Source organism: Fulvivirga sp. M361, from assembly GCF_007097395.1.
GTDB lineage: Bacteria > Bacteroidota > Bacteroidia > Cytophagales > Cyclobacteriaceae > Fulvivirga.
Window position 1 is genome coordinate 231651 of sequence record NZ_VKDC01000006.1, and the last position, 12022, is coordinate 243672.

The following is a 12022-nucleotide window of genomic DNA, read 5'->3' on the forward strand; positions in this document are numbered from 1 at the left end:
GATGAATTTGAAACCTGTCAATGTATTCATTGTAGACGACCACAGCCTGATAAGAGAAGGGATCAAGTCATCCCTTGAAAACTTTCGTACAGTTACCGTGGTGGGGGAGGCGGCTAACGGTAAACAGGCTTTGGCTGAACTCGCTAAACAATCCGTTGATATAGTATTAATGGACATCAGTATGTCAGTAATGGATGGGATAGAAGCCACCCGGAAGATCAGAAAATTATTTCCTGATTTGAAGGTATTGGCATTGACAATGCATGATGATAACTCCCATATCTTAAAAATGATGAAAGCCGGTGCTCTTGGCTATGTCTTGAAATCAGAAAATAGCAAAAATTTGGTGAAAGCCATTGAAACGGTGGCTAAAGGTCAGACTTATTTTGGTAAAAAGGTGTCTGATACAATGATGAATCACCTGATGTCAGTGAAAACTAAAAAAAGCACTTTTGGCTTCTCTCAATTGACCAAAAGAGAAGTAGAAATACTCCGGCATATAGCTGAAGGGCTTACTAATCCTGAAATTGCCAAAAAGTTATTTATAGGGCATCGCACCGTTGATACACATCGCAGGAACCTGATACAGAAGCTAAATGTAAAAAATACTGCCGGGTTGGTAAGAGTGGCTATTAAAAATGGAGTTGTAGAGGTTTAGATAACCCAGGTGACAAATAACCTTATTTTAAAAAGGCTTCACCACCTGGAAATTATCTAATCAAACAAGTTTATAGTTAATAGTATTATGTTAATCTTTAAAAGAATGCATGTGGGCCAATGTAACCCGGCCTATTCCGGCCAGTTCTTTGTCTGTGAGGTCATCTTCAGGACGGATCTCGCCTTCTTTGATCTCTGCATCTAATTCTACATTAAGGGCCTCTTTGAATTCCGAAATATCAAAGGTAACAAAATCTACGTTCAGTTTTTCGGCAATGATTTTAGCTTCGCTTTCATCAATATGATTTTCCGCTTTCATTTTTATATGCTTTAGTTTGTTGAATAAGATTAGTCCCACATATCGACACGGCAGGTCCATATAGGAAGTGTTGAATAGCCAGCTATTTTTTCAGCGATGCTTCCACTCAGCAGATGAGGTAATCCGGTGTTTCCGTGGGTCATTACCGCTATCATATCTGTGTTTTGGTCTTCGGAATAATGAATGATCCCTTCGACAGCGGTGTAGTCATCGTATATTTTCATCTCGTAATTTTCTATTTGATGCTGGTCCGTGAATGCCTTTACCTCTGTTTCAATCTCTCGGTTTGTACGCCATTCATTTTTAGTATTAATGGTGAGTATCTGCAAATTAACTTCAAGAACCCTTGTTAGAGCTTGAATTTCATTTGTAACATAAAAAGGAGTTCTGGTAAAATTGGTGGCAAACACTATGTTTTTCAGGGCATCAATATTTATACTGTTTTTGACGGTCAGAACAGGGCAGTGTGAATTCCTGATCATTCTTTGTGACGTTGATCCCAGGTATATGTCTTTGAACTCACCCACACCTTTTGAGCCCATAATGACAAGGTCTGCCTTGCTATCTATGGCTAATTTCTTTAAGCTGGGATAAGCATTGCCAATTTCCACCCGGGGTTCGATCTTTACATCCTGAAAATTCGCCTGTTCTTTAATGGAAGTCATTCTTTCATTAAAATGTGTCATTAATTGCTTAACATACATTTTTTCACTGTCCGCCCCTTCTAACTTGCCGGTGTTACGATAAAAATGGCCTGGCATTTCTATGATATGAGGCATAAGAATCTCAGCTTCACTTTTTCTTGCAATGGCCACGGCAGCTTCCATAGCATACATTGCTTCTTCAGAAAAATCCATCGGAACAAGTATCTTTTTCATGATGACATGCATTTAAATACTAAAAAATATCCTCGGTACGCTATAAAAAATAGGCGAAATCAATCGTCAGAATGTGTTTCTGATGAATCGATTTTCACTGATAGTAAATTTAAAAGACAGTAAAAGAAACTGCCTGACGTGAAAACGGTATTTGGAAAAATAAGTGTTTTCACGTAGGCCTGACGGGGACAGTATTCTGATCCGGATGTTTCACAAAATACGTTCGTCTGTCAGCTGAGTACCAGGTTAAAGGTAAATACCATAGGGTGAGAATGAGGTGTGGGCCTGTAGGTATACGATAGGCTAATGCTGTTCTTCTTAACTTTTCCTACCCGGAGTGATATTTCTTCACCTAATACCAATTGTTGGTTACTTACGCTGATACGGTAAGGCCCGCTCAATGGCCAGATCTTACTCAGAATAGAGTCATCCGCCTCACATTGAAATTGACCCTCAGCCCCAAGGGTTAAGTAGAATTTTTTCATGTCATGTGTGAAGTCCACGTTATTGATCAGGACCCCACCTACCACAGATACTTTCCATTTGCCATAAAGCTGTTCAGGGGAGGTCATGCGTGGTATGCCTATCCATTCGCGTAAATTTGATATCAGCTTTTTCATAGTATCATCTTTTTTTAACCGCACCAATCTGTTTATCAGTTCATTAACAAATCCGATAAAACGGCTGGAAAACTGGTAAGAGATTGGGTAGGAGGATTTTAACGAACCAAATTTCATGGTCGCTTAATTATGGTTAATGTTTGATGTTCTATTAATCTTTTAAGTAACATGACCCGACAAAGGTTGTTCAGATCATTTCAAAGAAAGAAGAATTTTAAAAACCTGACAATGAACGATTCGGTAGTTGTCTTGGCCCAGGATGCTTTTGAAAAGGAGGGAGGAACTGTGTTTTCTGGCGGTTTCAGAAGCATTCGGTATCTTGATTCAAGGTTCTGTAGTTTATTGAGACCATAGTGTTACCAATTTTTTGGTATCCTTATTTACTATCACCGCCAAAAAACGGATATCTATGAGTTAACAGCGTTCGTTTTGGGTGAAATACTTCTAATAATTGGAAATTAGGCCTTTCATCTTAACTGAACATATTTTACATTAGCTTATAAAATGGCTGACTTTAATATAAATTATTACAATAAATATTTATTTGTGTCTATTACAGAGTTGAGAAGAGGCTTGATGCAGGGCTGATGGCACCAATAACACTCAAAAGAATCATTGTTTAGACATTTATTTTAAGAATTTACTTTAATTTAAAGACACCAACAGGCCAACCTACTTTCTTTTGATAAAGAGTTTTAAAGCAATTTAAAGATGAAAAGAGTATCACTTGATATGATAGCCAAGGAAGTAAAACTTTCTAAAACCACCGTATCAATGGTACTTAATGGAAAGGGAGATCTGCACAAAATCAATCCTGATACGCAAACACTGATCCTTAGTGTAGCTAAACGGCTCAAGTTCAGACCTAATATGATTGCCAGAAATTTGTCCACGGGTAGCAGTATGACTTTGGCATTGATTGTCCCGCGTATGATCGATACGTACTACGGCCTTATCGCCGAATCGATGGAACAAATATTGTCAAAATTGGGATATCAGGTTTTACTGGGAACCACCCATGAGGATCCTGTCAAGGAAAAGGAGCTTTTATTAACATTTGAGGCACAGCAGGTGGATGGTATTTTAATTGCGTCCACTCAGCACAATCTTGAAGATATAAAAGCCATTTCAGATGCAGGGTTGCCAATAGTGCTGTTTGATCGTCACTACCCTGAGGCAGACTTGCCTTATGTGGTGGTGGATAATTACCTGGGTGCCCAAAAATTGGTGAGGCATTTGATAGAGGCCGGAAGAAAGAATATAGGCTATATCGGGTTAAACCTGGACTTAACAGCTATAAAGGACAGACAAATTGGTTTTGAAAACGCCATTGAAGATCACGTAAAAGATCAGCATAACCTCAAAATTGTTGACCATAAAAATGCTAAATCAGACTGTCGCCAGGCAGTGGAGGAGCTAATTTTAGATCAGGGGGTGGATGGTATCGTATTTGAAACCCACTATCTTGCCTTATTCGGGATTGCCAAGATCAGAGAAATGGATGTTGACTACCCTAATGCTGTTTCAATTGTAAGTTTTGGTGATCACGAGGTGTTTTCTATTTTTCGGCCGGAGGTGACCGCTTTAGTGCAACCCGTAGAAAAAATTGCTCAAAATTCTATCGATATGCTTATGAAGCAAATTGAGAATAAGCTGAACAGCACTTCGAAGTTACACGAGGTGGTAGAGCCCAGTATGGAAGTTAGGAGCACTTAACAACTCAAACATTTTAACGGAATTTGTTGGATTAAAGGTTTATTATCTTTATAGTTGTGTAACTAAATCGCTTTAGTAAACTATTGAGCTTATGGATTTAAGCTTTTTTTTAATTAAATACTAAATCGGTTTAGTTAAATAATACAAAGAAAGTGCAAACGTTTGTCGGTACCCCCTGTATGTGCTTTGAAAAATCAGGACTCCAGGCTAAAGTTCTTAGAAAAAACTGAGGCCTTGAAGATTAGAAAAATGGGATCTGTATGAAGTTTCGGACTAGACTGAATAATAAAACCTTTAAACTACACGCTACTATGAGGGGCACCTTTTTGGTATTATTCGTGCTTGCCATGAGCTGGCCGAGGCTGTGGGCCCAGGATGGTAAAATCCATTATTCTACTCCTTTAAATTATCAAAAACAGGGAGAGCGTATTATAGTAAGTTCCAAAATGTACCTCAGCGGTGGCTTTAAAGGGCTAAGTATCTATTTAGAGGGTACAAAGATACCTTATAAAGCTATTGGTAAAGATACAGTGCAACTCCAACTACCCTTAATTGGAGACAATGTTGAATTGACCATAAAACGGAGGGGGAAGCCGGACCTGGTAAAAGTTTTCACCCCACTTGTGCCGGCCGATTGGAGCTATTTTCAGGAAGGTACCATACACATTATTGTTTCTTCACATCAGGATATTGCGTGGATGAATACGCCGGAGTATTGTCGGGATGAAAGAATCCATGATATTATTCTTCCTGCATTAGATACAATGCGTCTCTATGATGAATACCGGTTCGAAATGGAGCAGACCTTGAACCTGATGGAACTGCTGGATGAGTATCCTGAAAAGAAATCGGTGGTGTTAGACGCCTATAATAAAGGACAATTTGAATGGGGAGCCACCTTTAATCAACCCTATGAGGGGATAGAAAGTAGTGAGCAACTGATACGCCAGCTTTATCTTGGAAGAAAGTGGATCAAAGACAATATACCTGGCATGGATGCTCATACAGCTTTCAATGTGGATGTTCCCGGTCGTAGTTTTCAATTTCCACAAATTTTGAACAAGGGTGGCGTTAAAAATCTGGTGATCAGCCGTTTTAGGGAAGGCTTTTACGATTGGAAAAGTCCGGATGGTTCCAGCATTTTTACGTATAGTCCGGGTAATTACGGTTGGCCGGTGATCTTTTATAAATATTTTGATAAAGAAGCGCCCTATGGTATGAAGGCGCTGCATGCAAATCTGAAGGACTGGCATGATTACTACAAGAAAAGAAATATTCCACCACATTATGCTGTGATGATCAGCCAGGATGCTGCAGGTCCGATCTACTACAGGGAAGTAGTGAAGGAATGGAATAACATAGTGAGTATGTCCGATATTAAATTACCCGGTTTACGTCATTCTACGGCAGATGAGTTTCTGGGTTTTGTGAACGTACCCGAAGCTACGTTCGATGAGATCTACGGGGAAAGGGCCAATATCTGGATGTACATTCACGGGCCTGGTCACTATCAGGCCATCAAAGCCAAGAAAAAAGCGGCTGTTAGCTTGCCGGCCGCTGAAATGTTTTCCACCATCTCGGCCATGATAAATGATGATTTTGATAATTATCCCGGTGACGATTTTGAGAAAGCCTGGTTTAAGGCCATTTATCCGGATCATGGTTGGGGAGGCCTCAATGGTGGAGTAACGGATAGTACATTTCTTGCCAAGTTGAGCCAGGCCCATTCAGAGGGGACCCACCTGCTACAGAAAGCCCTCAAAAACATCACCAAGCACATCAAAACAACGAAAAAGAATGCTTATGCTGTTTTCAATGATCTTACCTGGAAGCGGAATGCACCGGTGTCTATTTCGCTACCTTCTACTAACAAAACGTACTTGGTTCAGGACGATCTGGGAAAAACCATTCCGAGCCAGAAAGTGACGGATGACCAGGGAACCCGGTTAGTAGTTGCCGCTGAGGAGCTTTCTTCCGTAGGCTACAATGTCGTTTATTTATCAGAAACAAGAAAAAAGCCTGTCAGGACGACCAAACAAGGAGCCAATTTTTACGAAAACGACTACTACAGGGTAGTCCTGGGTAACGGCGGAATAACTTCTTTGTATGATAAGAAACTGGGCAAAGAAATCCTTAATACTTCAAGGTATGCCGGAGGTGACGTGATCTCTATGCATTACAATGGTAACGGAGCCGGGGAATTCAATCAGATGAAAAAGCCCGATATGCGTCGTTTCGATAAGCTCAGCTTAAAAAACAGTCATTGGAAAATTAAAAGTAACGGCCCTGTCTTTACATCATTTGAATGCGACTATGAACTCAATGAAATATCAATTGTTCAGCGCATTACCATTTTCAATACGATCAAGAGAATTGATTTTGAATACGATATCCCGGAATGGGACGGGCGAAAAGAACGTCAATGGAGGTTTGCGCTTCCTATGAATGCTATGGAAGCTGAGGTGAACTATGAATCCCCTGCAGGTGTCGTGACCGTTGGTGAGGATGATTTAGATATGGAGCCGGGAGGGTGGTCATGGGAAGGTACTTATCGTCAAAGGCCAAAGTACATCCATCCAAGAGAAGTGTTGGATTTTATGTCGTTGAATGGAGTTGAATTTGGTATCACGGTTTCCGGTACCGTATCCGTGATGGATTGGATAGATCCGGTACGTGATGCCAGGAATCATCCGGTATTTCAGGGAATTATGATCTCTACCCACAAAAGTTGTCATGGAATGGGACCCTATTACACACAGGAGGGACGGCACACGTTCCATTTTTCACTGACCTCACACGAAAGTGGGTGGGAAAATGGATATGTGTTCGCCAAAGAATTTCAGCATGAACCGTGGGCAACAAAACTTGAAAATGCCAATGGTTCAGGAAAACTGGACACCAGACATAGCTTTTTAAAAGTGAATTCTCCATTTACAGCACTGAGTACCTTCAAGAAAAGCGATTATGATAACGATGTGATTTTGAGATTTATAGATATGAGTGGCAAGGATAGTCAATACACGATTGATTTTCCATGGAAGTATAAAAAATGGGGAAAAACTAATCTGGTGGAGGAAAGTTATAAGGAGGTCGATACGAGGGGTGGGGAAACGTTGAATATTTCAATCGGCAAAAACGCTATTGAAACATTCAAAATTGACTTTTGACTACACTAAATCTGGAATATGAACTCAAACCAAAATACCAAGTACCTGTTTCTAGTTTCCATCACAGCCGGACTGGGAGGTTTTTTGTTTGGGTTTGATACAGCTGTGGCGTCTGGTACCATTGGTTTTCTGCGGGAGAAGTTTGCACTAAATGAGGTCATGGAAGGGTGGATCATGAGTTCTGCACTACTGGGAAGTGTTGTCGGAGCAGCAATTTCAGGGTTTTTGAGTGATAAATATGGAAGAAGGCTGATTTTGATGTTTTCTGCTTTATTGTTCTTAGTATCTGCTTTGGCTTCTACCATTCCTGAGGCACCTGGTTTTTTGGTGGCCGCCAGGCTTATTGGAGGTATAGGAGTAGGGATCGCTGCTATGGTAGCGCCTTTGTACATTTCTGAACTGGCCCCGGCAAATTTACGCGGCAGATTGGTGTCCCTCTATCAGTTTGCTATTACACTGGGTATATTGTTCTCATACCTCTCAAACACCTTCCTCCTCAATAATGCCACTAATAGTGAAGTAACCAGTGGTTTTTTAAACTACATATTTGTTGAAGAAGTCTGGCGTGGCATGTTTGGTTCGGAAACATTACCGGCCATATTATTTTTCGTACTGCTCTTCTTTGTTCCCAAGAGCCCGAGGTGGTTGACAAAAGAGGGCCAGTCTGAAGAGGCCTCAGCGGTCTTGACAAAAATACATGGTGAGACCATGGCCAAGGTGGAAATGGAGGAGATCACGGACACAATCAGCCACGAGTCAGGAAGTTTCAAACAGCTATTCAGCAAAGGACTAAGGGTCGCCCTGGTCATAGGATTGGTACTGCCACTCGTAAGCCAATTTACAGGTATTACCACTGTCATGTACTATGCACCAACCATTTTCGAATTAGCGGGTTTTCAATCCGGTTCGGCTTTTGGAACAGCCGCCTTGATTGGATTCGTTAACATGATATTTACCCTTGTTGCCATCTGGAAGATAGATCATTTTGGCAGGAAACCAATTTTAATGGCAGGTTTCCTGGGTTTAAGTATCGCACTTTTTCTGATTGGTTTTCAGTTTACAGGAAGTCAGGAGATAGACCAGGCGGGAACGGCCATAGTTGCATCGTTTTTATTTTATATCATGGTGTTTGCAGCTACCATCGGTCCGGGCGTCTGGGTACTGCTGTCGGAGATCTATCCTACAAAAGTCAGAGGGAGAGCCATGGCCATAGGCACATTCTGCCTGTTTGTCGGATCCACTCTGGTGACTCAAACTTTCCCCATGTTACGCGGCTGGCTTGGTATCGGGCCTACCTTTTGGGTCTATGCGGCTATTATGCTCCCTGGATTATACTTCGTATGGAAAGTTGTGCCGGAGACAAAGAATAAGACCCTGGAAGAGATAGAAAAAATGTGGATCAAAAAAAATTAGTGCCTTTTATGAATCGATTAGAAAAATACAGTAACAAACTTCCGGGATACCATCCTATTCTGATAAGGGAGGGCTGGCAAGTGGCCCAGCTCAATTATATGGAGGAGCAGGATGTAATGAACATCAAAAGAATAGATGTACACCGGCAGACCGATGAAGTTTTTTGGTTACAAAAAGGTCAGGTGGCACTGATTACTGCTGAGTTAAATGATGGCAAACCCAAATTTTATGCAGAATTAATGTTGCCGGAAGTGGTGTATAACATACCTGAAAATGTTTGGCACAACATCGCAATGACTCCGGGCAGCGAAGTGGTAATTGTCGAAAAGTCGAATACGCATTTAGCGGATTTTGAATTTTTTGATCTGAGCGATCAGGAGTGCCTGGAATTGAAGGAAACAGTGTTTAATGTATTTAATGCACCTAAACTTAGTGAGCGAGTAAATGGAAATTTGGAAAGACGATAGCGAGCTATTCAGTATAGCTAAAAAGGAACTTTTTGTTGCTCTGGTAGGAGATGTTCTGGACAAATTAGGATTTCAGCATCAATTCCTGTCGCCTCAGGTTAAACCTCTTCGGGATGATTTTATCACCATAGGGCGTGCCATGCCAGCCCTTGAGGCGGATGTCTTTGAAGAGGTAGTTGAAAACACGAATAACCCAATGATGAGAAAGCCATTTGGGATCATGTTTGAAGCGTTGGATAGCCTGAAAGAAAATGAAGTTTATATCTGCTCCGGTGCTTCCCCCCGATATGCCTTATGGGGAGGGCTTATGAGCACACGGGCTATCAAACTCGGAGCGGCAGGAGCAGTATTAAATGGTTACTCAAGGGATACCAATGAGATTCTCAACCTCAATTTCCCGACCTTCTCATTTGGCGGATATGCCCAGGACCAGGGGCCAAGAGGGAAAGTGATCGATTATAATGTGTCCATTGAGTTTGATAACATTCGTGTCAATCCGGGAGATATTATCTATGGAGATAGGGACGGTGTCCTGGTCATTCCACAAGAAGTGGAAAACGATGCTTTCGCTGGGGCCATTGAGAAAGCCCGTGGAGAAAAATTAGTACAAAAAGCGCTTCAGGAAGGAATGAGTACGGTGGATGCGTTTGACAAATTCGGAATAATGTAATGTCAGGGATAGTGAATGAAATAAACCTTAAGGGGAAAAAAGCATTAGTTACTGGTGGTAGCCAGGGAATAGGTGCAGGGATATGTCGAAAACTGGCTGCTTGTGGCGCTGATGTAATTATTAATTACTATCGGAATAAAGAAAAAGCGGAATTGTTAGCCTCAGATATTAAGTCGCAATTCGGAGTGAATGCATGGACATGTTATGCCAATGTAGGTAAGGGTTCGGATATAACGGACATGTTCACTTTTATGGATGGCAAGACCGGAGGGATCGATATTCTCATCAATAACGCAGGCATTGAAACGGTCACCCATGTGCTGGATATGACCGAAAAGGAATGGGACAGGATCATGGATGTAAACCTTAAAGGACCTTGGTTATGCGCGCAACACGCCGGAAGAAGAATGGAAAAGGCCGGAGGCGGAGTGATCATCAACATTTCCTCTATTCATGATGTCGTACCCAGAAAGGGGCTAATACATTACTGCACCTCAAAAGCAGGACTGAAAATGATGTCCAAATGTCTGTCACTTGAACTGGTAGATAAAAATATCAGGGTGGTTTCAGTAGCTCCCGGAGCTATTTACACTGAAATGAACCGTGAAGAAATTAAAAAATTCGGAGTGGAAAAATTTGAAAAGTGGATCCCGTCCGGAAACGTTGGCGAGGTAGAGGACATCGCAAATGCCGTTGCATTTTTAGCAAGTGGTCTTTCTTCCTACATACACGGGGCGGACTTGTATATCGATGGGGGATACATGAACAATACGATTCAGTATGATCCAAGACCTCCAAGAAAAAATAACAATGCAGAATCTTAAAGTAGCGAATAAAAATACAGAAAACAGGGTATAAGATGATTAAGCTTGGTTTCGGACTATACAGACACATGCTCAATGAAGCGCATTACAAATTTGCCAAACAATGCGGGGCTACACATTTGGTCATTCACATGGTTGATTATTTTGGGCATGAGAAGAACTCAAAGGACAATACGAATCAACCGGTAGGTGAGAAAGAGGGCTGGGGTAAGGCCGGTACCGGTTCTCCGATATGGTCAACGGACCAGCTTAAAAGCATAAAGTCTGAGATCAATAGTCATGGCCTGGAATTAGAGGCGATAGAAAATTTTGATCCGGCACATTGGTACGACATTTTACTGGATGGGCCGAAGAAAACAGAACAAATCGAAGACTTAAAACAACTCATCCGGAATGTAGGAGAAACGGGTATTCCTGTTTTTGGATACAACTTTTCATTGGCTGGTGTGAGTTCCCGGATCATGGGTGAGTTTGCCCGGGGGGGTGCCATATCGGTAGCTATGGAAAAAGGAGATGAAACTCCAATTCCCAACGGGATGGTGTGGAATATGGTGTACGACGAAAATGCACCTGAAGGAGTGATGCCTGAGATCGACCATAACGAACTATGGGAAAGGGTAGAATATTTTTTGCAAGAGTTGTTGCCTGTAGCTGAGGAGGCGGGTGTGAAACTGGCTGCCCATCCGGATGACCCTCCATTGCCCTATATCAGAAAGACACCCCGGTTGGTTTTTCAACCGGACTTGTATCAGAGGCTTATTGATATAAAAGAGAGCAAGGCCAACAACCTGGAATTTTGCTTGGGATCTATTGCCGAAATGACGGAAGGCGATGTATACGAAGCTACAGACCAGTACAGCCGGCAGGGGAAAATAGCCTACATACATTTTAGAAACGTGGTAGGAAAAGTGCCCAGGTACAAAGAAGTATTTGTAGATGAAGGGGACATTGACATGCTAGAGATATTGAAAATTTTAAAGAAAAATGAGTTTGACGGAGTGCTCATACCTGATCATACACCACAAATGAGTTGTGATGCACCCTGGTATGCCGGAATGGCTTATGCTATGGGGTATATGAAAGCTTTGATAAAGCAAGTTGAGTAGAAGAAACGATATTATTATCTGTGAAATACAAAGAATTACAAATAAAGAGACTGAGGTTGTCGCGTGTTGTTTTTGGACGAGGTGGAAGAACAATTAGCCCTGATAAAAAATGCGACTATTCAAACGATGAAGTGTAATAAAAATGATCCTTACTATAACCAAATGAAATATGATATAAGCAAATG

General features: G+C 41.5%; 11 protein-coding genes. 8 read left to right on the top strand and 3 right to left on the bottom strand.

Features of this window, described 5'->3' with window-relative positions; all coding sequences use genetic code 11:
• Position 1 precedes the first annotated feature (1 nt).
• The gene (locus FNH22_RS08250) at positions 2-658 is read left to right on the top strand and encodes a response regulator transcription factor (RefSeq protein WP_143397880.1); all 657 of its coding nucleotides are present in this window, start codon (positions 2-4) and stop codon (positions 656-658) included.
• A 90-nt stretch (positions 659-748) separates the two neighbouring features.
• Here the strand turns inward: FNH22_RS08250 and FNH22_RS08255 are convergent, their stop codons facing one another.
• The 3 genes from FNH22_RS08255 to FNH22_RS08265 all read right to left on the bottom strand — a co-directional run bounded on the left by FNH22_RS08255 (position 749) and on the right by FNH22_RS08265 (position 2474).
• Positions 749-976 (bottom strand): DUF5661 family protein, encoded by a 228-nt coding sequence (locus tag FNH22_RS08255; protein ID WP_143397881.1) that lies wholly within the window; start codon positions 974-976, stop codon positions 749-751.
• 29 nt (positions 977-1005) lie between these two features.
• Positions 1006-1854, bottom strand: coding sequence for a universal stress protein (locus FNH22_RS08260; RefSeq protein WP_185154125.1), 849 nt, complete (start codon positions 1852-1854; stop codon positions 1006-1008).
• A 230-nt stretch (positions 1855-2084) separates the two neighbouring features.
• Positions 2085-2474 (bottom strand): hypothetical protein, encoded by a 390-nt coding sequence (locus FNH22_RS08265; protein ID WP_143397883.1) that lies wholly within the window; start codon positions 2472-2474, stop codon positions 2085-2087.
• Positions 2475-3185: 711 nt separating this feature from the next.
• Between FNH22_RS08265 and FNH22_RS08270 the strand changes: the two genes are divergently transcribed.
• From FNH22_RS08270 to FNH22_RS08300, 7 genes are all read left to right on the top strand, one after another.
• Positions 3186-4190 (top strand): LacI family DNA-binding transcriptional regulator, encoded by a 1005-nt coding sequence (locus tag FNH22_RS08270; RefSeq protein WP_143397884.1) that lies wholly within the window; start codon positions 3186-3188, stop codon positions 4188-4190.
• Positions 4191-4450: 260 nt separating this feature from the next.
• On the top strand, positions 4451-7357 hold the full coding sequence (locus FNH22_RS08275; RefSeq protein ID WP_143397885.1) for a glycosyl hydrolase-related protein: 2907 nt from the start codon (positions 4451-4453) through the stop codon (positions 7355-7357).
• An 18-nt stretch (positions 7358-7375) separates the two neighbouring features.
• On the top strand, positions 7376-8770 hold the full coding sequence (locus tag FNH22_RS08280) for a sugar porter family MFS transporter (protein WP_143397886.1): 1395 nt from the start codon (positions 7376-7378) through the stop codon (positions 8768-8770).
• Positions 8771-8778: 8 nt separating this feature from the next.
• Positions 8779-9237 (top strand): hypothetical protein, encoded by a 459-nt coding sequence (locus FNH22_RS08285; protein WP_185154126.1) that lies wholly within the window; start codon positions 8779-8781, stop codon positions 9235-9237.
• A complete protein-coding gene (locus tag FNH22_RS08290) occupies positions 9215-9907 on the top strand; it encodes an RraA family protein (protein ID WP_143397887.1) in 693 nt (230 codons plus the stop codon). Before FNH22_RS08285 ends, FNH22_RS08290 begins: the two co-directional genes overlap by 23 nt.
• Positions 9907-10731: an SDR family NAD(P)-dependent oxidoreductase gene (locus tag FNH22_RS08295; protein ID WP_143397888.1), complete on the top strand. Its 825-nt coding sequence runs from the start codon at positions 9907-9909 to the stop codon at positions 10729-10731. The genes FNH22_RS08290 and FNH22_RS08295 overlap by 1 nt, the downstream gene beginning before the upstream one ends.
• Positions 10732-10766: 35 nt before the next feature.
• Entirely contained in the window at positions 10767-11837 is a 1071-nt protein-coding gene (locus tag FNH22_RS08300; protein ID WP_221420239.1) for a mannonate dehydratase, read from the top strand.
• The last annotated feature ends 185 nt before the right edge of the window (positions 11838-12022 follow it).